The 21026-nt window shown below is 47.4% G+C and carries 20 protein-coding genes and 1 pseudogene; 20 read left to right on the top strand and 1 reads right to left on the bottom strand.

Features of this window, described 5'->3' with window-relative positions; all coding sequences use genetic code 11:
- Window positions 1–7 precede the first annotated feature (7 nt).
- From QFZ78_RS38435 to QFZ78_RS05540, 5 genes and pseudogenes are all read left to right on the top strand, one after another.
- Window positions 8–142 (top strand): annotated as a pseudogene (locus QFZ78_RS38435) (GNAT family N-acetyltransferase); the annotation flags it as partial.
- Between the two features lie 192 nt (window positions 143–334).
- Complete coding sequence (locus QFZ78_RS05555) at window positions 335–634, top strand: hypothetical protein (protein WP_307546035.1); 300 nt, start codon at window positions 335–337, stop codon at window positions 632–634.
- Window positions 635–795: 161 nt separating this feature from the next.
- Entirely contained in the window at window positions 796–1602 is an 807-nt protein-coding gene (locus QFZ78_RS05550) for a class I SAM-dependent methyltransferase (RefSeq protein WP_307546034.1), read from the top strand.
- Between the two features lie 282 nt (window positions 1603–1884).
- Window positions 1885–2751: a non-homologous end joining protein Ku gene (gene ku, locus QFZ78_RS05545; protein ID WP_307546033.1), complete on the top strand. Its 867-nt coding sequence runs from the start codon at window positions 1885–1887 to the stop codon at window positions 2749–2751.
- Between the two features lie 427 nt (window positions 2752–3178).
- Complete coding sequence (locus QFZ78_RS05540; protein WP_307546032.1) at window positions 3179–4882, top strand: pectate lyase family protein; 1704 nt, start codon at window positions 3179–3181, stop codon at window positions 4880–4882.
- A 282-nt stretch (window positions 4883–5164) separates the two neighbouring features.
- On the opposite strand, the gene QFZ78_RS05535 is transcribed toward QFZ78_RS05540, so the two are convergent.
- Entirely contained in the window at window positions 5165–6106 is a 942-nt protein-coding gene (locus QFZ78_RS05535; RefSeq protein WP_307546031.1) for an NAD-dependent epimerase/dehydratase family protein, read from the bottom strand.
- Window positions 6107–6245: 139 nt separating this feature from the next.
- Between QFZ78_RS05535 and QFZ78_RS05530 the strand changes: the two genes are divergently transcribed.
- The 15 genes from QFZ78_RS05530 (at window position 6246) to QFZ78_RS05460 (ending at window position 20669) form a co-directional block, all read left to right on the top strand.
- Entirely contained in the window at window positions 6246–6857 is a 612-nt protein-coding gene (locus QFZ78_RS05530; protein ID WP_307546030.1) for a TetR/AcrR family transcriptional regulator, read from the top strand.
- Window positions 6858–7653: 796 nt separating this feature from the next.
- Window positions 7654–8358, top strand: coding sequence for a histidine phosphatase family protein (locus QFZ78_RS05525; RefSeq protein WP_307546029.1), 705 nt, complete (start codon window positions 7654–7656; stop codon window positions 8356–8358).
- 91 nt (window positions 8359–8449) lie between these two features.
- Entirely contained in the window at window positions 8450–9319 is an 870-nt protein-coding gene (gene araC, locus QFZ78_RS05520) for an arabinose operon transcriptional regulator AraC (RefSeq protein WP_307546028.1), read from the top strand.
- Between the two features lie 346 nt (window positions 9320–9665).
- Window positions 9666–11144, top strand: a complete 1479-nt coding sequence (locus tag QFZ78_RS05515) for an ABC transporter substrate-binding protein (protein ID WP_307546027.1) — start codon at window positions 9666–9668, stop codon at window positions 11142–11144.
- 106 nt (window positions 11145–11250) lie between these two features.
- Window positions 11251–12213 carry a carbohydrate ABC transporter permease gene (locus QFZ78_RS05510; protein WP_307546026.1) on the top strand — a complete coding sequence of 321 codons (963 nt, stop codon included), beginning with the start codon at window positions 11251–11253 and terminating at the stop codon, window positions 12211–12213.
- Window positions 12210–13040, top strand: a complete 831-nt coding sequence (locus tag QFZ78_RS05505; RefSeq protein WP_307546025.1) for a carbohydrate ABC transporter permease — start codon at window positions 12210–12212, stop codon at window positions 13038–13040. The genes QFZ78_RS05510 and QFZ78_RS05505 overlap by 4 nt, the downstream gene beginning before the upstream one ends.
- A gap of 152 nt (window positions 13041–13192) precedes the next feature.
- Window positions 13193–14071, top strand: a complete 879-nt coding sequence (locus QFZ78_RS05500) for a sugar phosphate isomerase/epimerase family protein (protein ID WP_307546024.1) — start codon at window positions 13193–13195, stop codon at window positions 14069–14071.
- Between the two features lie 71 nt (window positions 14072–14142).
- Window positions 14143–15525 (top strand): hypothetical protein, encoded by a 1383-nt coding sequence (locus tag QFZ78_RS05495; RefSeq protein WP_307546023.1) that lies wholly within the window; start codon window positions 14143–14145, stop codon window positions 15523–15525.
- A gap of 224 nt (window positions 15526–15749) precedes the next feature.
- Window positions 15750–17024 carry an MBL fold metallo-hydrolase gene (locus tag QFZ78_RS05490; RefSeq protein WP_307546022.1) on the top strand — a complete coding sequence of 425 codons (1275 nt, stop codon included), beginning with the start codon at window positions 15750–15752 and terminating at the stop codon, window positions 17022–17024.
- A gap of 624 nt (window positions 17025–17648) precedes the next feature.
- Window positions 17649–18596, top strand: a complete 948-nt coding sequence (locus QFZ78_RS05485; protein ID WP_307546021.1) for a helix-turn-helix transcriptional regulator — start codon at window positions 17649–17651, stop codon at window positions 18594–18596.
- A gap of 496 nt (window positions 18597–19092) precedes the next feature.
- Entirely contained in the window at window positions 19093–19434 is a 342-nt protein-coding gene (locus tag QFZ78_RS05480; protein ID WP_307546020.1) for a MarR family winged helix-turn-helix transcriptional regulator, read from the top strand.
- Between the two features lie 75 nt (window positions 19435–19509).
- The gene (locus QFZ78_RS05475) at window positions 19510–19635 is read left to right on the top strand and encodes an ArsA-related P-loop ATPase (protein ID WP_373461000.1); all 126 of its coding nucleotides are present in this window, start codon (window positions 19510–19512) and stop codon (window positions 19633–19635) included.
- A gap of 12 nt (window positions 19636–19647) precedes the next feature.
- A complete protein-coding gene (locus QFZ78_RS05470; protein ID WP_307546019.1) occupies window positions 19648–19848 on the top strand; it encodes an ArsA family ATPase in 201 nt (66 codons plus the stop codon).
- A gap of 29 nt (window positions 19849–19877) precedes the next feature.
- Window positions 19878–20045, top strand: coding sequence for a hypothetical protein (locus QFZ78_RS05465; RefSeq protein ID WP_307546018.1), 168 nt, complete (start codon window positions 19878–19880; stop codon window positions 20043–20045).
- Between the two features lie 189 nt (window positions 20046–20234).
- Entirely contained in the window at window positions 20235–20669 is a 435-nt protein-coding gene (locus QFZ78_RS05460) for a DUF6463 family protein (protein WP_307546017.1), read from the top strand.
- Window positions 20670–21026: the final 357 nt, after the last annotated feature.

Genomic DNA, 21026 nt, shown 5'->3' with positions numbered 1-21026 from the left:
TCGGGGCAAGGGTATCGGAAAGTCAGCTTTGAGGTGGATAATCTCGCACGTGTTCTCTGAATTTCCGGAAGTGATTCGCATTGAAGGATATACCAGAGTGGATAACACGGCTATGCAGGCACTGTTTGCTAAATATAATTAGGTTTCACCCATTCCCTGGTCGATAAATAATTGATGGAATCCAATTTATTTCATTAGCAAATACGCTAACGGAACATCAATGGATGAAGCAGCCGGCACTATCGGCAGCTTCATTACGTTAACTGGCAGGAATCTTGAATATATTGAAGAAACAAATAAATGAAAAGCACGGTAAGACAATGTAGGGGGAAACATGAAAAAAATAGTTTTTAGTGTAGTCCTTATTTTTATCGTTTCAGGAATTATATTAGCACCATGGGTAACTGTAAACTTTGCGGAACACAGAGCTATAAACACGTTTAAGGGACAATGGAAAAACGTATCGGATGGATGTGGTTTCAACTGCAAAGATTGTGGTGTTAAAACCTCAGAAAAAGTTCTGTTCGGTCGGAAAGTGGTTATAGAGTATGCATGTGGTTTGTTACCTTCTGATTCCCCTGAATTTCATCAGAAGAAAGAAATGTTTGTATCATTTTTAGGAACTGTTCATTAAACTACCGAGGAACTATAGCTCAATAGACATCAGGAGAAGGATTCCGACAGAATAGAACGGCAGCTTTCTCAGCTAACGTGCAGGATACAACACAACGCAGAATCACTTTATATCTGGAAACCCAAAGTTATCTAAAATGAGCTTGAGTATAAGGAGGTATTATGAACTCGAAGAATGAAAATAAAAAATTACGCGAGTCATTTGAACAAGCCGCGAATATTTATCAGCAGGCACGTCCGGATTACCCGGAAGAATTGTTCGATGATTTAATCTATGCGACAAATTTGAATCCTGGTGATCGTTTGTTGGAAGTGGGTTGTGCTACAGGAAAGGCTACTCTTCCGTTAGCCAAGCGTGGATTTAATATCACGTGCATTGAACTTGGCGCTGAACTCGCTGCAGTTGCCCGTCAAAACCTTGTCGGAATGGATATTGACATAATCAACGGGATCTTCGAAGACTGGCAACCGGAAGTGGAGAATGGGTTTGATCTGGTATTCGCTGCAACCGCTTGGAATTGGGTTGATCCCGAAGTTCGGTACATGAAGGCATGGGAGATCCTTCGTCCCGGCGGACACCTGGCATTTTGGAACGCAGATCACGTTTTTCCAGACGGTGGAGACCCATTCTTCCGTGAAATTCAAACCGTTTACTATGAGATCGGCGAAGTTAAATCGGTAGACAATAACGATTGGCCGCGACCAGGGGAACTTCACGTGCAAAGAGATGAGATTGAGAAAAGCGGCCTTTTTGAGGTTGTTCACATACGACATTTTGATTGGGAGCGCATTTATCATGTTGACGAGTACATTAAACTCTTCGAAACCTTCTCCGGACACATACTTATGAAAGAATGGAAACGTGAAAAACTCTTCAACGAAATCCGAGTTCGCCTTAATAGTCGCCAAGAAAAGTCGGTTCGCCGCCACTGGGGCGCTGTTCTCCATGTCGCCCGTCGAAAAGATTGACAATGGAGATAATGGCTTTTTATCGTTAAGTGAATTCGCAGGATTTCACCCTATGGTAAGGGTGAGTGAAGAAGTTCGAGCATATTTAGTTAAAGGGCATGACCCTGATAAAGTCAAGCGTTTGCCTGGTGGGGGCTTTTTTTGTTTTCCCATGAATTTCACTTGCATATCGTATCCGAAAAAGCGCGATCAGTATTTGCTCCAGCTGGCTGCTGTCGCGAGCTTTGGTTAATATTGCTTACTTAAGGGAAATGTAAGGAAAAATGGAAATGGAGACTGAATATGCGGGCAATGTGGCGAGGCACAATCAGCTTTGGGTTGGTGAATATTCCGGTTAGCATGTATAAAGCGACGGAAGAACAAAAGACAAGTTTTCGTAGCTTGCATGCATCTTGTCAGCAGCCCGTACAGTACAAAAAATGGTGTCCCTCATGTCACCGCGAGGTTCAGCAGCAAGAGATCATACGAGGCTACGAGTATACTCCAGGGAATTACATTACGATGACGGACGAAGACATGGACAAGTTACCACTTCCTTCGTTAAGGACGATTGAAATTCTTCACTTTACGGACCAGGATAGCATAGATCCGATTTATTACGAAAATGCATATTACTTGGGACCGGCTGAATTCGGTGGCAGATCGTATAAACTTCTTCATGCTGCTTTGAGGCAAACGGGAATGGTCGCAGTAGCTAAGATCTCCTTTCGAACAAGTGAGCATTTGGCCGTCCTAAGATTGTATCGCAATTGTCTTGTGCTGAATCTCATTTATTATCCAACGGAAATACGAGCAGTGAGAGAAGTGCCTGGACTCGAAGGGGATGGGCAGTTTACCGAGTCCGAGCTTCAAATGGCCGTGCAATTAATCAACCAAATCAGCGGGGTTTTCCGAAACGATTATCGAAGCAACTATGAAGCTGCACTCCAACAGCTCATTCAAGCCAAGATTCAAAACAGGGCGATTGAGCAGCCTCGAATTTCCCCAGTCATTGACCTGATGGAAGCACTTCAACAAAGCTTAGCGGCTCACCGCCAACCAGCTGTGATGGTTCCTGATACTCCTCCTGTTGTTTTTCCTACAGCATCGATGCTTCCGAATGGAGCTCATACAACCACTTCAACAGCAATACCGAGACGGCTGAGATAATTAGTGGGCTCCAAGAGAAAGGGAACTCACAAAAGCAACAAGGCAAAAACATCATAAGGGTTCGGAATCCGCCATTGGGGCGGTTTTTTAATTCAGTGGAGAAGACAAAGAATCGAACCTAGGAGGGAATTTGCATGCAAACACCATTTCCTTGATGAACCTCTAAAACATGACCTGATTGATGTACAGGATGAGCGCTTCCCCCCATAGAATCATACTATGCGCCATGCTATAATCCGAGTAATTATTACCTTTTTTCCCAACGATGCACATAACTCCGCTTAATCGATTTATCTTTTCGGGTATTATCAGGAATCGTTATTGGGAAGATTGGAAGCGCTTTTATAAGAGGGGGAATCGACAATGAAATAGGTGATAGATAATGGGATTGCGGGGTGTAGTTACTAATTGAAGGAGGGATTTTATTATGATGAAAAAAGTCTTAAGTAGTTTGGTGATGGGAAGTCTATTGATGACTTCATCTTATATTGTTGCAGGTAGTAAAGTAGAGGCAGCAGTGATTACTTCAATACCTAATACGACTAAGGTTGAAAGGAGCTATGATACTAGCTTTTTATCCGTACCTGGTTATGCTTCTTTAGGAGTAAATGATAGAAGTAGTTATGTGGGAACATCTTATTATCGTACAGTTAGTAATGGAAGAGAGTTTTTACAGGCCATTCTGGATGCGAGTAAAGGTACTGTTAAAGTAATTGAAGTTACGGATAATATTAACTTAGGATGGACTGAATTAGCTCTAGATTCAACTGAAAAATCAAAGTATAGTTTCATTACAAATTATTCGAAACCATCGAATGGATTCACGAATCCATTGTTAATCGCTTCTGGAATATCTAAATTAAGCATTTCAAATGTAGATGGGTTAACCATCTTCTCAACATCAGGCAAGACTATTAGGCATGCGGAAATAAAACTGCAGGGTTCATCTAACGATATTGTCATTAGAAATCTCAATTTTGATGAAATGTGGCAATGGGACGACTCGGGGAAGCATAAAGAGGTAGGTTGGTCATTTATCAAGGTGAATGGCGCTAACAATGTATGGATAGACCACTGTAAGTTTTCTATAGCGGCAGATGGAATGATTGACATGGAAAACGGTTCATCCAATGTATCGTTTACTTGGAATGAATTCGGATTAGAAGCAACTGAAGATCCAGATGAGAGCAGTTCTATTTATCAGTCAATCGAATATATGGAGCAAAAGTATGCAGCAGGTGCATTGGACCCATCAACCAGCGTTTACTATAAAATGCGTAACGAAGGCGCTACCAAAAATCAGATTATGGCTTATGCAGCCTATCACTCTAAAGTTCATTTGGTAGGCTCCGGCGATAAGGATTATACGAACTATATTAGTCCTACTGGAGTCGAGGTCAAAGATGGAAATCAAAGAGTTAGATTGACTATGGCGTACAATCGTTATACGAATGTTGGACAACGTTTGCCAATGATTCGTCAAGGAGCTGGCCATGTATTTAATAATTATTTTGATAATTCGACGCATCAGAATGTAATGGATAGTGTATATGCTATCTCAAAATATGGCGGAGATACATTATCACGTGGAGTGAATGCAAGAAATGGTGCTTCGATTGCAGCAGATACAAATGTTTATAATGCTTTTAATGAACCGCTGATAGGTGCAGAGCGTCAAGGTGACGATATTGGAAATATGAGTGCACCTTTTAATGAGTTATTTAAAGATGCGATCAACCATAGTTTAATTGTAAATTCAAAAGTAACAAATAGCAGCGGATCTTATATAGGAAGCAGCTGGGATAATAATGGTGATAATTTGTTTACCAAGGGAATCACTTGGTATGACAAATCAACAATCGGGAAATGGGCTTGGTCTTCACATATCGTCGGGGTAGAAAATATGAGTAAAACGAACCCGCCAAGCACACCTTTTACTTTCACCTATGATTACAATGAGCAATTGCCTTATGCGTATAAAACCGTTCCACTAAACAGTGTTGTACCAACAGTAGTAAAATACGCTGGGATATCAAAAAAAGTTGATTTCAGTGCTGCTGACTGGTTAAAAACAAACTATATGGATGCATATTCGACTATTAAAGCAGAAAGTTACAACAAGAACCACTGAACCCAAAAAAATGGAGTGGCCGTCAAATAAATTGGCGGTTTTTTTTATTTTAAGGATGTAAGTTCTTGTCTTTTTCGCAAGATAAGAACAAATATCCTTTGCTCTGAACTGACTTGGATTACCAAACTACGTTGTAGTAAATGATGAAATTTTCCTATAGGTGGCCAAAGCCAAGACAAAACAGGAGAGTCCTGTATTTAGTCATCTCCGCGAGTGGATCGGTTTGCCCAGCTACATCAAGGGTTTGATCAAAGATTAAAGCTGCAAAAGTTGAGTTATGTTTCAACAATGGTCGCTAGTTTTAAGTGGCTGATACTCCAATTCTTGTATTGCTTTATTAATTCGATATTGCCTTGGCATCGATACAAACGCGACTTCAAAGCGGGTAAGAGGAGGTGCTGTTTTTATATGAAAAAGTCGCCAAATAAATTCGGTCAAGTAAGCGAAAGCACTGGCGAGTGCTCCAGGAATATTTTTCTGTGGTAAAGTTATCCCCATTTTTTCTGCTCTTTGCGTAAATAATTGCCGAGCCGTAATTGCGTGACCATCCGTTATAAGATAGATGCCTTTATCTTTCCCATTTTGCAGAGCTAAGTGAATAGCTTCCACCACATTATCAACGTGGACACGTTCGATCAGGGTTTTGCCGTGATCAACCCATGTGAATTTGTTGCTCGCAACCATGTTTTGAAGCATATCTGAGAAGGAATCGCCGGGTCCATAGATAAAGGTTGGGCGAAGAATGACACAATGTATATTACCTGTATAGGCAAGTATGGTCTTTTCAGCCAGAAGTTTGGATTGACCATAAAAAGAATTTGGTTTCTTGGGACAAATAGTGGTCTCATCGACACCTAGCAGCGGCTTGCGATCTTGCATAACAGATTCCGAGCTGATGTAGATGAAGCGTCCCACATGTTGTTTGTCAGCTGCCAGCAAGAGATTCTCTGTAGCTTTTGTCACCAAGGTATAAAAGGTATTCCACTCTCCCCATACTTCAATAATGGAAGCGCAGTGTACGACGACATCTATTCCTTGCAATGCTTGGCTCCATGTTGGTATATCTTCCAAAGAACCATGTACAACCTGGACTTGCAGCTCTTCAAGTAACTGAACACTTTTTTTGGATCTGGCCAGTCCCCATACATTATGACCCTCAGAAACGAGTCGGCGTATCAGATTTTTGCCAACAAATCCAGATCCTCCAGTTACAAATATGTTCACGATTCCAACACTCCTCTATTCATAGCTCATCATATTTAACCTTTATTGAGATAAGTGCTATAATAATTCTAAAAGGAAACTATACCATTCGGTATAACTATAACAATTAGTATAGTTATTGGTCAAGGGGGGAACAAATATGCCTAAACCAAAGACGGATTCGCGTGATCGGTTAATCGAGACAGCATCCCGATTATTTCAACAACAGGGCTATCAGGGGACAGGTTTATCGCAAATTGTTGAGGAGAGTGGTGCTCCGCGCGGATCGGTGTATTTTTTGTTTCCAGGTGGTAAAGAAGAACTCGCCATCGAAGCCATAAAACAATCCACATCATTGGTTCGTAAACAAATTGAAATAGCAGCTAGCAATTGTCATACGGTTGAAGAATGGATCCGTCGTCTGGCATCTCATTTTATTCAAGATTTAGAAGAATCGGATTATTTACGGGGCTGTCCGATAACAACAGTGACATTGGAATCAGTTCCGGATTCTCCGGCTTTACAAAAGGTTTGTCGGCAAGCATATGAAAGTTGGCTCGAGGACATCACTGGCTTCCTTGTTCAATTTAATTTCGAAAAGGATACTGCCTACGAGCTTTCTGTATTTTTGCTCAGTGCAGTCGAAGGGGCACTTATTCTATGCCGCGCAAAAGGTTCAACGGAACCTCTTGTGATCGCCATCAAATTCATCATCGAAATGGTTAAAGCAAAGCAAAATGGAATACTCAGTGATTTCATTAATGGAGAATAAGGGAGTTTGCGGATTAAATCCAGACCCCTAGACAGCGCGCTGAACCGTATCATATTTAGAGCGAAATTTCGAAAATCAGCAGTGATAGCGTTTTTAAATCAGAAAACAAAGGGCGTCCAGTAGGGCGCCCTTTACATTTCGCATATATATACCATAACGCTGAAGGAGAAGTTTCTCTGCGCAACCCCGCGAAGAAAAATTAGCGGAATTGTGAAGATCTCACAGCCGCATCGACGTTACATCGCCCCGACCAGGTCCTATATAATTTCAGGCAGGGGGACTGCATCGATGAACGATATATGGCTCATTACCGATGGGAGTTCCTCTCCGTATTGAGCTTGCGGCAGTACTCGACGGTTTGATCTGATTGGCTTTTGGGACGCGGGCGCCATTCTGAGGAACGGCTCGAACATCTCGAGCCTCACGATCGCAGCTTCGATATGGGTAGTAGCGCGGTCGGACTCTGCACAATCGCCGCTATCGCGAGGTTAAGATACAGGTGGAGTACCGTCCGGGCAATCTGGGCGCCATCATCAGCAGGCAGGCTGTCGGCTATGACATTCAAATCGACAAAGTCAAGTCGATCATGAGCATGAGGACTTCTCGGGAGGAACTGAGCGGCCTGTCAGTACTTTCCGCTTTCACCTGAAAAACGTCCGCGACCAGTCGCTTGTCCAGACTATGGAAGAGATGGATGCTACCGCAGCTCTCATCAGTTGGGAATTTGATACATCGATGCCGTCCCATCCGAACAAACAAAACGATTTACTTCGTTATCATTGAAGGAGTTGTACTCATGCGCATTTACATCATTAGGCACGCCGATCCGGACTACGAGAACGACACGATCACTCCTCGTGGGCACCTGGAGGCAAAAGCGCTGGCACAGCGGATGCTCCGGGAAAACATCGACAGCATCTACTGCTCTCCCTTGCAGAGAGCTCAGCACACGATGAACTATACCCGAGAATTGATAGGCTTACCGTTCGAAACGCAAGACTGGTTGGCCGAGATTCAGAACTGGCAAACGTTCGACACGAAGGGCCGCCCTATCCCGGCCTGGAATGTGGATGGAGAAATTATACGCGGCCGGATGCCGCTGTTGACGAGCGACAATTTTCATGAGGCTGAGCCTTTCTCTAACCCGGCCATCCGCCAGGGTTTCGCTGAAATCCGGTCTCATTCGGACCGCTTTATGGAGGAAATGGGTTTCCGCAGGGAAGGAGGGCGGTACCGTATTCTGAAGCCGAACGAGCGCAAAATCGCTGTTTTCTGCCATATGGGTTTTGCCCTCGCATGGCTTGCACACCTGCTGGAAATGCCGCTTCCGCTGCTGTGGTCTGGATTTTGGCTGGCGCCTAGCTCGGTGACGACGATTCTAATGGATACCCGTTCCGAGCAGTGGGCGGTACCCCGCTGCCTGGGCATCGGTGACGTTTCCCACCTTTATGACACCAAACTGCCGGTCAGCAGGCAAGGCATCATTGCGAATTTTTACTGATTCTTTAAAGCAAAACTTAAGAAACTTGCGTTATAATAAAAACAACCGCTGATAATAACTCTTTCATAACGGTAAGGAAAGGATGAGGACTTTGAGCGGAAAACCTTATTATCCCGCAAATTTCGTAACTCCCAAAAACCGGCCTCCGGGCGTTCTTGCGACGGAATTCTACCGTAAGGAGCACGGTTACTTCTGTCATCGTCCCAAAGGAACGCGGGACTGGCTGATCATGTACACCGTTTCCGGCACTGGTATTGTCGAAAGCGCTTCCCATGCGTACGAATGCAAGTACGGCGACGTCGTACTGATCGCTCCCGGAACGCCGCAGGAATTTTACACCGCTGAAAACAGCATATGGGAGAAAATGTGGTGTCATTTCACGCCGCGGCCGAGCTTCTACAGCTGGCTGTCCTTCACCGAGAATGTGGGTGGCGTTCTCTATTTGCGGCTGGACGAGTCCTCTATCCGGGACAATGTGCACAAAGCTTTCGAACGATTGCTGCATCACAACCAGTCTGGCGGACCAATGTCGGAAGAATTGGCCGTGAATGCCCTAGAAGAAATCATATTGCTGCTCTCCAAGCATCAGAGGGAGAAAGAGCAAGCTGTGCTGGATCCGCGGATTCAGGAAGTCGTTCAATTTCTGATGCAAAATTACGCGCAGCAAATCCAGCTGAACGACCTTGCCCAAATGGTATGCTTGTCCCCGTCGAGATTGACGCATTTGTTCAAGGAGCAGGTCGGCCGCTCGATCACGGACATCCTCCAGAAGCATCGGCTGAAGCAGGCGGCTAGACTCCTTCTATCCACGAATAAATCGATTCTGGATATATGCACGGAAGTCGGCTTCAATTCGCCGGCATTCTTTACCCGGAAGTTCATGTCATTCTATGGCACAAGCCCCGGCATGTACCGGAAACAGAACAAGTTGGAAGGGATGAAAGAGAGCTCGTTAGCATAGCCGAATCGATGTGTAACAAGAAAAATCATTCAGGCTTCAGCCTGAATGATTTTTTATTTGTGCGCAATATTCCTATGTTTACAGCGATTTAACACGCTTTTTACCATCCGTTTACAAAGCCGTAAGAGTCAGCAGAATCGTACAGGTTAATAGCGGATTCGTCACTTACTTGACTCATATCTCGTTGTTACAATGAACCTATATCAATCAGGCATGCAGATTGATTTTCCAGTGAAACATGCGAGGAGGGTTATACAAGTTCCTTACCATGTAAACGCCTTATTGGAATGCAAGCAAATGTACAACGGTTGAACCATTTCGAATTACGAGGGGGAATACATGAGTCATGAAAAAATACGGTCATTTAATGTTATCGGTCATCATGCTTATCGGCGTTATTCTGTCAGGTTGCACGAAGGAAGAAAATTCCGGAAATGCTGCCTCGGAGCCGAAGAAGGACGGGTCAGCGGCGCCGCCGCAGCAAGTGACGATCACGATGTGGAACCGCCTGGGGAAAACCACGTTTGACAGCGTGATCGCCGGATTCCAGCAGAAGTATCCGAATATTATGGTGAAGCTGGAAAATATGCCAGAAGGAGGCGGCGATGTTGCACAATTCCAGGCGGCGATCAACGGCAACGAATTACCCGACGTCTTCGTCCGCCCGACCGGGTATACGATCTCGCAGCTGGTCAAGCTGGGCAAAGTCCACAGCCTCAATGAGGTGTTCCCTGCGAACACCCACGGCAATTATACGGACGGCACGTTCGCGGAAGGCTACGGCAGCATCGGAGGAACCGTCTACACGTTCCCATTGTATTCTTCCCTGCACGGTGCACTGATGATGTATTACAACAAAAAAGTACTGGGAGGTCTAGGCTACACGGAAGCGGACATTCCCAAATCATGGGACGAGTTCATTACGTTCGGCAAAGAGCTCAACAAGAAATCCGGCGGCAAAACGTACGCGCTGGCTTTCGGCGCAGCGACAAATTATTTGTCTACGTTCCTGCTGAACCAGCTTTCGGCGCCGATTACGCCGGAATCCGGATTTAACTACAAGACGGGTCAATACAACTACAACACGCAGGGATATATCGAAACGATGCAATACTTAAAGAAGGCTTATGACCAGAAAGTGCTGCATCCCGCCACGATCGATGCGGATACAGGTAAAGCATACTCATTGATCAAAACAGGCGAAGCCGCCTTCATGATCGGGGGCAACTGGAGCGGCGATTACCTGAGCTCGGATGACAAAGGCGGCGCCGAACCCTTCACGGCCAAGGATTGGGGAGTCGTACCTATCCCGTCCAAAAACGGCGGTCCGCAGTTTCAATATTTCGAAGGCGGTTCCGGTGAAAGCCTATACGTTTCGAAAGAAACGAAGCACTGGCCGGAAGTGAAGACCTTCCTTGAGTATCTGAACGAGAATATGTATGCCGAAGTGGTCAAATCCGGTCAGACGCTGCCTTCCAAAAAAATCGAACTGGTTAAAGGTGCAGAGCCGCGGTTCGAGCAATATAAAAAAATCTCTCAAATGATGGTGGAATTCAAGCGACTGACGCCGACCGTCTACAAGAAGAATCCCGCCGCAACTGAAGTGATGTCGCAATACAGAGGCTACGCGCCGAAAGAGAACATCGGCACGATCTTCCTCGGTTACCTCCAAGGCCAGCTCAAGGATTTAGAGAAACCACTCCAAAAGCTGACCGAAGATAACAACAACGCGCTGAAACGCGCCATCGGCGGATCCGGCGGTGCCGTGAAGTCGGAAGACTTTATTTTCTCGGATTGGGTGCCGGGGGAAAACTACAAGAAGTAACGACTAACAAGACAAAAAAGAGCCACGGCTTCTCGCAACCTTAAGCTGCCCGGGATACTGCGGGTAGCCGTGTTTTTCTTTTTTCGGGAGAATCAGGAGGGATTGCATGCGGACCGGGAATACACGAACAAAAATCAATCCGCAGCTTCGCCGTAAGTATATTTGGGCCTACATTTTTATATTGCCCCAGTTACTTTATTTTTTGCTTGCGTCCATGTATCCGATCGTGATGAGCTACGTCTATTCCTTCTACGAATGGGACGGTCTGGGGCCGCTCGTCAACTTCGTGGGCTTCGCCAATTACGCCGAGCTGCTTCGCGACGACATGTTCTGGAACAGCTTTTACAACGCCTTGATCTACGGGGTTTCTGCCACGGCGCTGACGATTGTCGTTTCGTTCCTGCTGGCGCTCGTGCTGAATGACGCCTCCATGAAGGGGAGATCGATCTACCGCACGCTCTATTTCCTGCCGGTCGTGACCGTTTCGTCGATCATCGGCATTATCATGAACAACATATTCGGGATTCAAGGCTTTGCAAACCAGTTTCTGCAAAGTCTCGGCTGGATCGACGAGCCGATCCGGTTTTGGCTGGACCCTGTGCTGGCGATGATCATGCTCATTCTGGTCGGTTCGTGGAAGCATATCGGTGTCGTGATGATTTACTGGTTGGCGGGATTGCAAATGATTCCGGCTGATTTGTACGAAGCCGCAAAAATGGACGGGGCGGGCTATTGGAAGATGCTGATGAAGATTACACTGCCGCTTCTGAAGCCGGTATCGGCGACCATTCTTCTCTTGACCTTCGGAGGCAGCCTGCATGTTTTCGACCTGGTCAAAACGTTAACCGACGGCGGCCCCTATCATCATACGGAAACAATCGAGTTGTTCATCTACCAGTACGCGTTTGCCACCCAGTTTGGAGGCGCTAGAGTCGGTTACGCTTCGGCCGCCGGCGTATATCTCGGATTGTTCGTGTTGCTGATCAGCTTGTTCTTCGGTTGGCTGGGCATGAAAGCGGGAGGCGACGGCAAGAAGAGCAAACTCGCCGGAAGAGGAGGAGAAGCATGACAAGCTCCAAAACGGCACGCGCGATCATTCACTTCTTGTTGATCGCCGTCGGTATTGTCTGGATCTATCCGTTCGTGTGGATGGTGTCGTCCTCGCTGAAAGACAACGTCACATTTTATAAAGCTGCCATCAATCCAATCCCTGAGGTGTTCATGTGGGAGAACTACTCTCGGGCATGGGATGTGGCGAACATCTCCCAGTATTTCGTGAACTCTGTCGTCATTACATTGTCGACCGTCGTGATCGTGGTGATATTAAGCTGTCTGACGGGCTATGCGCTCGGAACGGTGGCGTTTCCGGGACGGACGGCGATGATCGGATTTATCGTGTCGCTGCAGTTCATTCCGAAAGGCTACACGATCATTCCGCTGTACCAGCTCGTCAAGTTTTTGGGGATCAAGGACTCGTATCTTGGCCTGATTTTTGCGGAGTCGTCGGGTGCGCATGTCTTGTTCATCCTGCTGTTCGCCGCCTTTTTCTCCAGATTTCCGAAAGAAATCGAGGAGTCAGCGCTCATTGACGGTGCAGGTTTCGTGAAGACGTTCGCGCGCGTGGCGATGCCGAACTCGATGCCGATTGTCGCGACTGCGGCGATCATGCAATTCATCTGGACATGGAGCTCGTTCCTGACTCCGCTGGTGCTGACCATTACGAAGCCTGGACTGAAGACGCTGGCGGTCGGCATGCTGTCCTTTACAGAATTGTACGGCACCGACTGGACCGGGATGGCCGCCGGGGCGACGATCTCTCTCGTTCCCGTCATACTTGTGTTCATTTTCATGCAGCGTTATTTCTACGAGGGGATTTCGGGAGCTGTCAAAAGCTAGAAGAGAAAGCTTGAGCATGAGGGGAAACGATGAACGCGAGTTGCAATAGAACCATTTCGCTTGGAAAAGGCAGCACCCTGTTCGTGACGTCCCTTCAGCTTGCTTAATACATTCGGTAACATTCATTCACATCATTTGGGAGGCATATACGTATGAATATTTCCAACTCGTTGAACGTTTTCGAAATCCATCATCCGATCGAGCAGCAAATTCGCAGATGCAAGGAAGCGGGCTTCCTCTCGCTGGATTTCAATTATTGGGATTATCAGGAGATTGTCGCAAAAATGACCTGGCAAGAGGAGGAGGCGTGGGCGAGAAACATCCGAGCAGCCGGCGATGCTCACGGGGTGCGCTTTACGCAAATGCACGGACCTGTCCATGGGGGCTCTTTTACCGAAATGGTCATGGGCCTGAATGTCGAGTCGTTTCTCGAAATGGCGTCGCGGTCGCTGCGGATGGCGGGCATTCTGGACGTGCCGTGGGTCGTCTTCCATCCGAGCCCACTGTCACTCCGAGGGGAAGAATCGCACCGGGAAGTTCTCGAATACAACGTCGAATTTTATCGCAAACTGCTTCCCGTTATGGAAGAGACAAGCGTCGGGATCGCGCTGGAGAACATTTTCGACCGGACCGGCGGCGAAACGGGGCTCTACCGCAGAATCTATTGCGCGATCCCCGAACAGCTGGCGGAGCTGCTAACAAAGCTCGATCATCCGCTATTCGGCGCGTGCTGGGATACGGGTCACGGCCACCGGCAGGGTCTGCGTCAGGCACCTTCGATCCGCATGCTGGGCAAATGGCTGAAGACGCTGCACATCCAGGACAACAACGGCATCTACGACCAGCATTTGCTGCCGTACCAGGGCACGATCGATTGGAAGGAAGTCGTGTCCACGCTGCGTGAAGTCGGCTACCCGGGCGACTTCACGTATGAAGCGCACAATTCGGTGCGGACACTGCCGGACGGTATGCGTGACGCGGCGCTGCAATACGCATACACGACAGCAAAATTCGTGTTGCAGAACGGCTAATATAGCCGACATATGGACAAAGCCCCGGGTTTTTCTCGGGGCTTTCATTTTGGGGAGATGAGGTGAAGCCTATGAAATTCCATTCGTTAAGGATGATACTTGGTTTATTTCTGATCTTTGGCTTATTAGCGCAGTCCGCATGCGTATCTTCTTCGACCGAATCGGAAACAGACGGTATATTGAATGTGCATATGCTGTCGCATGACGACGGGCGAAATGATTCGTTTATTTTCGAGCTCCCGAACGGCGAAGTCATGGTCGTAGACAATCAGAATGGCGAAGCATTGGCGGCTAAACTTGGCGACCTGGGCATCGATTCGATCCAGTATCTGGTCGGGTCCCACCAGCATGTCGATCATATAGGAGGTTTCTTCGATTTCCTCTATACCGGGTTTCCGGTCGACAACACGAAAGTTTATTATCCCCATGGGGCCATCAATCGAACCAACTCCGAATATGCCAATTTGGAGAACGCCGGCAAGAACCGCAGCTTGACCATCGAGTACCTCGCGGAAGACGATTATATCATGAACACGAACTACAATGATAAACCCCTGATCGTCAAGGTGATCGGACCCCTTACCAAGAGAATCGACGGGGGCAGAGACGATTATACGAACGTCAATGACGCTTCGCTCGTGCTCAAAATCACGTACGGGACGAAATCCATTCTGATGATGGGCGACGGGAAATCGTTGACCGAATCCGATTTGATAGCGGATCGAAACGACGATTTGGACGGGATTCAGGTTCTGAAAATCGGCCACCACGGGATCAAGGACGTCGACCAGTGGGCCGCCAGCGGGAAGTTCCTGGATCGGCTCGGCGTTTCGAAGGTTTTGATCGCTAACGGTACGCATGACATTGCCGTCACGATCGTCAATACGTTGCAAGAGCGGAAGATTCCCTATTGGACGACGGGGCATTACGGCGTCAAGGGACCCGATGTGAAGCTTTCGACCGATGGCACGAACGACTGGACGACCGAATCGGAACCTTATTGGAAGCCCGGAGATGTGGGGACGACCTATTATTTTATCGAGCACGAAGGAGATAAGAGGAATACGAACGGCCTGCGCCGGTTGTACAACGACACGCCGATCGGCAGAGACGTGGCACTTAGCGACTCGCAGTGGGGCGGCTATCATATCCGGTGGCAGCTGATCGATGCAGGCGACGGGTATTATTACATCCAGAACATGAAATTTGGGACGAGATTGTATGCAACAGCGGACGGGTCCGACGTTTATCAAGCGCCAGGCACCGAGACGAGCGACAACGTCAAATGGAAATTGGCCGATAAGGATACGACGTGGAAGTTTATCGAAAATAAAGCCGTCCAGGGCCGGCTGCACGCGCAATCGGATGAAGAATGGCTCGTTAGATTGATAGGCACCGCTGATACCGACACGAATATTCAGTGGAAGCTCGTCCCCATTCCGTTAGGCTCTTGACCGTTCACAAGTCAGCCGAATCGTGTAACCGTGCAGCCAGATCTGCCCTATTTTCAATGTAAACTTGTTCCTATAATAGAGTTGAAAGCGATTTCAATACAGGAGGAATGCAATCCATGAAATTGAAAGTTTGCAGGGTGATACTCGGTCTACTTCTGGTTCTCGCCGTCACGGCACCGTCGTCATTTGTGTTTCCTCAGGCCGCATTGGCAACCGCCGGAATCTTGAAAGTTCATATGTTGTCGCAAGACGACGGTCGGAACGATTCTTTTATCTTCGAGCTCCCGAACGGCGAAGTGATGGTCGTCGACAATCAGAACGGTAGCGCGCTCGTCTCCAAGTTGAATAGCTTGGGCATCAACTCGGTTAAGTACGTGGTCGGAACTCATCAACATGTCGACCACATCGGCGGGTTGGATGATTTCATTAACAGCGGATTTCTTATCGACAACACGAAGATTTACTATCCCGACGGAGCGATTCATCGTACCAATACCGAGTATACCAATCTGAAGAACGCCGCCGATAATCGTAATTTGACTATGGAGTATCTCTGGGACAATGAATACATTCTGAATACGACCTACGACAATAAACCGCTGATCATTAAGGCGATCGGACCGTTGTACTGGCGAGTCAACGGTGGCAGCAATGATTATACGAACGTCAACGACGCTTCACTCGTTCTTAAAATCACATACGGGACGAAGTCCATTCTGATGATGGGCGACGCGAAGTCGTTGACTGAATCCGATCTGATGACTTACCGCAACGGCGAGTTGGACGGGATCCAGGTTCTGAAAGTCGGCCATCACGGGATCAAGGACGTCGATCAGTGGGCCGCAAGCGAGGCGTTCCTCGACCGGTTAGGGGTCACGAAGGCTTTGATTACCAACGGGACACACGACATCGCCGTTACGGTCGTCAATCGCCTGCAATCGCGGAACGTCCCGTATTGGACGACGGGACAGAACGGCGTGAGAGGGCCCGATGTGATGCTGTCGAGCGACGGCACGAACGACTGGACGACCACGTCAGACCCTTATTGGGAGCTCGGAGATACAGGGACGACTTATTATTTCATCGAGCACGCAGGGGATCCGATCGATACGGACGGCTTGCGCCGAATGTACAACGATACGTCGATCGGCTCGGACGTGGCGACGAGTGACTCACAGTGGGGCGGATATCACATCCGATGGCAGCTAATTGACGCAGGCGGCGGGTATTATTATATCCAGAACATGAAATTCGGGACGAGGCTATACTCGACGGCGGACGGGTCCGACGTCTATCAGGTGCCGGGCTCCACGACGAGCGATAACGTCAAATGGAAAATGACCAATTACAACGGAACTTGGATATTCATCGATAATAAAGCGAACGGCTATCGTTTACACTCGAAAACGGAAGAGGATTGGCTCGTTCGCTTAACCAGCAGCACGTATACCAACACCAATGTACAGTGGAAGCTCGTCCCCATTCCGTTAGGATCCTGAGCTCTCTTGCGAGGGAAGGCCATGTTACCCTTTCGGGATTTGCCGGTACTGCTATTCAAGGGAGCAATGGATTTGATTTTATTCAGCCATGTACTTTATCGATAACTGGTAATTAGGCGTCCACTCATGCGGGTGAACGCTTTTTTTTAGCAGGGTGGAGGAGATTGGTGATCATTCTAGATGAAGGAATCTATATTAAGCGATGGTTGTAGTGTGATTGCCTCCCAGCTGCGATTAAGCTTCCTCGGTACGATTCAATTTTCTTACCGTACGAAACCTGGATAAGCTTATTCGGGTTTAGGTAGTCGACTGCAGATTTTCAGAATGATAAGGAACCGGGAAACTAAGATAAAAGCGTTCCAAGTCCGCTTTAAGTTTGATAAACATTACATCATTGGACTAACGGAGTACGATAGTGGAATAACTAGGGAGCAAATTGCTGCGGCATTTGCTCCCTAGTTTCATTGAAGTAACGGGGAGTTATTAGTTAAATTGAGATATCCTGAACCGTAGCCGGCTGAATTTTTCTACAATATACTCCAGAACGCGTACCTGAGCTGAATCTTGCCTTTTTGGTTTAGAATGGTAACAGAAGATACGATTTCATGAGGGGGTTGCAGTAGTATGAACAAAACAGACCGTTTGTTAGCCATCGTGCTTGAGTTGCAACGTAAAGAGGTTTTGCGAGCTGAGGATTTGGCAGCTAAATTCGAGATAAGTCTGAGGACCATCTACCGAGATATGCAGGCTCTTAGCGAAGCGGGAGTGCCATTGGTAGGGTCTACCGGCCGGGGATATTCCTTAATGGAGGGGTATTTCCTGCCGCCGATCAGTTTCACAGTGGAAGAAGCTGTGACTTTACTCATAGGGATGGATTTTATTGAACAAAAATTTGACGCCAACTATGGCATCAAGGCCCAAACTTCCCGTGGGAAAATCGAAGTCATCCTGCCAGAGAATGTTCGCAGAGAGGCATGTCGGGTACGTAAGACCATGCGGCTGCTGACTTCTGGTAAAGACGAAACTTACAGACAAGAGAAAGAGTATATCGAAACGATCCGTCGCGCAATATTGGAGGAGCGGAAGGTAAGATTCCGTTATTCGAAGAGTGTGCCCGAAGTCGATGGGAATCGTCATAGTGTTCGTGTTGCCGCACCTTATGGACTTGTGCTTGTTCAAGGAACATGGATGCTTATAGCCCATTGTGATCTACGGCAAGAAATTCGCCATTTCCGGTTGTCTAGGATGGCTGAACTTAACATTTTGGAGTACCGATTTAATGTACCGTCCGATTTTAATTTGTATGATTACAAGCCCCAGGATGACCGCAACATATGTGTATGCATTCTGGTTAATCGTGACATTGCGGATAAAGTGAAGGAATCGAACAACTATTACATTGAAACAGCAGAGGATCATCCGGATGGATTACTTGTCAACTTTCGCGTTCGTCAGCCCGAGGACTTACTGCATTGGGTGCTCGGTTGGGGAGCGGATGTCGTTGTGCTGGAGCCGGAATCCTTCCGGAATCGGGTTCGCGATGAAGCTGAAAAAATGTTAAAACGTTACTGACATGCTGTTGTCAGTAGCGTTTTAATATAATCACATCAGGCGTCAAATTGAATACCGTGATCGATCGAATGAAAGAAATCATACCGAAGCTTGAAAAGGCATCTATGCAGAATACCAAGCCTCATCCGCGATTCGGTGCACTAAATGAAAAAGAATGGTTTTTGCTCATCGAAATGCACTACCGTCCCATGGCAAGTCAGCACCGTTGCGTCGGATGTCTCCCAATGATTGTTTGATATATTACTCTCCACGAACCCTTGTTTTACTTGAACTATACTAGCTAAGAGCTTAAATGGCACTTCCTCTTTTGTTTAGAACTTTATTTTTCAGATTTGACATTACTACGATTTCGTACTAAAGTGGAATTAAATCCCTTCACTTCCGACTTAAAGGAGCCTTTAACGCGTTCGGATTAGTTTACGCTGCTGATCCTGCTGTTTCGAGGCGATATGCCGATGTTGGGGCTGGCCGCCGAAATGGGGCTCCGCTCAGCTCGATGACGAGCATCGCCAAGCGGTTTGAACGCAAAGGGTATATCGCCCGCACCACTTCCCCGCTGTACCAGCGGGTGAAACTCGTCAACTTGACGCAGGAAGGGCGGCAACTCGCGAATGAGTGGCGGGGGATCATGCAGGCGATGTTAAGTCGGGTAGAGGAAGTACTTACTACACAAGAGCTGGAACAATTCACGGTTCTAATACTCAAGGTCGCGCGTGCGTTCCAAGATAATGGATCGTTGAAACCGCAAGAGAAGAAAGCGTCGTCTAGGAAAATCACCATCGAGGAGTGGTCGGTTCATGTCGGATTTTTTTATCCTAATACTACGAAATCGTACTAAAGTGGCGGTTCGACATACGGATCATCATTTACACGAGGCAAAGGCGGAGTCGTCAAGACGAGCATCGCAGCAACGATGGCGTTTAAGCTGGCGGGGCAGGGGCTGCGCACGCTCGTTATCAGCACCGATGCGGCACACAGTTTGGCGGACGTTATCGGCTACTTGAACCGGATCCGGCATATTGTGTTCGGCGGTTCGTAACCTTCAGCGCTGATGTACCGGGGCCGCACAGAGACGATTCGGGAGGAAGGGGAAGCGGTCATTCCCGAGCTGGCCATTTCTTTCGCCTCCAAGGCGGATTTGGATTTGACGCAAACCGGTGATGAGTTGACGGTGCACGTAGGGGCTTACAAGCGAAAGGTTGTGTTGCCGCGGTCGCTCATGGGCCGTGCGGTGTCGGCGCAAAGTTCGTAGAGGAACGGCTGCTGGAGCATTTTGACAGGGTGGAGAGGCTGTTTGGGCAATTGGAGCAGCGGCAGGCGAAGCAGCATGTAAGAAACTCCTCGGTCAAGGAGTGCCAGCAGGCTTCCCGGGCGGTCATCGATAGCGTCATTGACACGCTCGAGGAGGAGCGGTACGCACCTCCGGAGGAAGAAACGGTATCATCTTAAGCATCTGACGGACCAAAAAACGGCGCAAATCCACACGCAATATCAATATTATGGAGGAGTAAATTCGAATTATGGTTCAATCCGTTTTCCCGCAATCCGGCATCAGGAGAAGATAAGCGTGTGCGAAAACGGCTGAGGAACAAAAAAATTCTGTCCGTACCGCTCAAATTAAAGAATGGAGTGAAAGCCATGAATTCAAAAGTAATCACCTCACATCTTCTTGCAAAGATCGCGGGTTACATTCTCATTGTAATTGGAACATTACACCTGCTCCTTGGGATCATAGGAGACTTTAATACAACCCCCGAGCGATGGACAACGATTGCTAGGTCCGGTTTCTGGAATACGATAGTCCCTCCTTGGATAAATGAATATATACCCCTACAGCTCACTTTTTGGACACAACCTGGCAGCTTTGCTATTCCGCTTTCGATTCTTGGTTGTCTCATCGTCTGGAACGCAGCGAAACGTCAGGCACTTCCGAGTTTTCTCGGATGGCTTTTGCTGGTGTTCGCTCTGATCACTTGCATTATGGCGCCGGTAGGCGGCTTCTGGCCAAATCTGCTTGCAGCCATTTTGATTATCATCTATACAAATCGGCAGAAGCAAAATGAAGAGCATTGAGAGGAAGTCCTTGCCTGACAGTAGGAACTTCTAGCTCCTTTGCCGCAGCTTGTTTTAAGCGAGGGTAAACATTAGGATAACCCAGCCCACCAAAAAGGCGCCTAAGGAGTGTTTAGAGGAAAATATTCCATCATTAAAGATTGAATCTCATCCTTAGTTGCGATCTGAATTTAGGATAGTTAGGGCGTTTTAAAAAAAAGTTGGACCCGGTGGTCTTAACATCAAGTATGTTCGGAATAATCATTTTGACTCCGTTTCTTCACAATTAAATAGAAAAATCCGCCATAAACCGTGGTTTTGATGAAAGTACGACCAAACACCAACGCACGGAGGCGGATACCTTGAGTTTAGCACGAC

The sequence above is a fragment of the Paenibacillus sp. V4I5 genome, assembly GCF_030817255.1.
GTDB lineage: Bacteria > Bacillota > Bacilli > Paenibacillales > NBRC-103111 > Paenibacillus_E.
The sequence above is the reverse complement of the archived record's forward strand: the minus strand, read 5'-3'. Positions and strand labels throughout refer to the sequence as shown.

Excerpts from the sequence above, each read along its gene's own strand:
- QFZ78_RS05525 (WP_307546029.1), top strand. The coding sequence starts at position 7,654 with ATGCGCATTTACATCATTAGGCACGCCGATCCGGACTACGAGAACGAC.
- QFZ78_RS05530 (WP_307546030.1), top strand. The coding sequence starts at position 6,246 with ATGCCTAAACCAAAGACGGATTCGCGTGATCGGTTAATCGAGACAGCA.
- QFZ78_RS05475 (WP_373461000.1), top strand. The coding sequence starts at position 19,510 with ATGGCGTTTAAGCTGGCGGGGCAGGGGCTGCGCACGCTCGTTATCAGC.
- QFZ78_RS05500 (WP_307546024.1), top strand. The coding sequence starts at position 13,193 with ATGAATATTTCCAACTCGTTGAACGTTTTCGAAATCCATCATCCGATC.
- QFZ78_RS05485 (WP_307546021.1), top strand. The coding sequence starts at position 17,649 with ATGAACAAAACAGACCGTTTGTTAGCCATCGTGCTTGAGTTGCAACGT.
- QFZ78_RS05540 (WP_307546032.1), top strand. The coding sequence starts at position 3,179 with ATGATGAAAAAAGTCTTAAGTAGTTTGGTGATGGGAAGTCTATTGATG.
- QFZ78_RS05470 (WP_307546019.1), top strand. The coding sequence starts at position 19,648 with ATGTACCGGGGCCGCACAGAGACGATTCGGGAGGAAGGGGAAGCGGTC.
- QFZ78_RS05495 (WP_307546023.1), top strand. The coding sequence starts at position 14,143 with ATGAAATTCCATTCGTTAAGGATGATACTTGGTTTATTTCTGATCTTT.
- QFZ78_RS05550 (WP_307546034.1), top strand. The coding sequence starts at position 796 with ATGAACTCGAAGAATGAAAATAAAAAATTACGCGAGTCATTTGAACAA.
- QFZ78_RS05505 (WP_307546025.1), top strand. The coding sequence starts at position 12,210 with ATGACAAGCTCCAAAACGGCACGCGCGATCATTCACTTCTTGTTGATC.
- QFZ78_RS05460 (WP_307546017.1), top strand. The coding sequence starts at position 20,235 with ATGAATTCAAAAGTAATCACCTCACATCTTCTTGCAAAGATCGCGGGT.
- QFZ78_RS05510 (WP_307546026.1), top strand. The coding sequence starts at position 11,251 with ATGCGGACCGGGAATACACGAACAAAAATCAATCCGCAGCTTCGCCGT.
- QFZ78_RS05555 (WP_307546035.1), top strand. The coding sequence starts at position 335 with ATGAAAAAAATAGTTTTTAGTGTAGTCCTTATTTTTATCGTTTCAGGA.
- QFZ78_RS05480 (WP_307546020.1), top strand. The coding sequence starts at position 19,093 with ATGACGAGCATCGCCAAGCGGTTTGAACGCAAAGGGTATATCGCCCGC.
- ku (WP_307546033.1), top strand. The coding sequence starts at position 1,885 with ATGCGGGCAATGTGGCGAGGCACAATCAGCTTTGGGTTGGTGAATATT.
- QFZ78_RS05515 (WP_307546027.1), top strand. The coding sequence starts at position 9,666 with ATGAAAAAATACGGTCATTTAATGTTATCGGTCATCATGCTTATCGGC.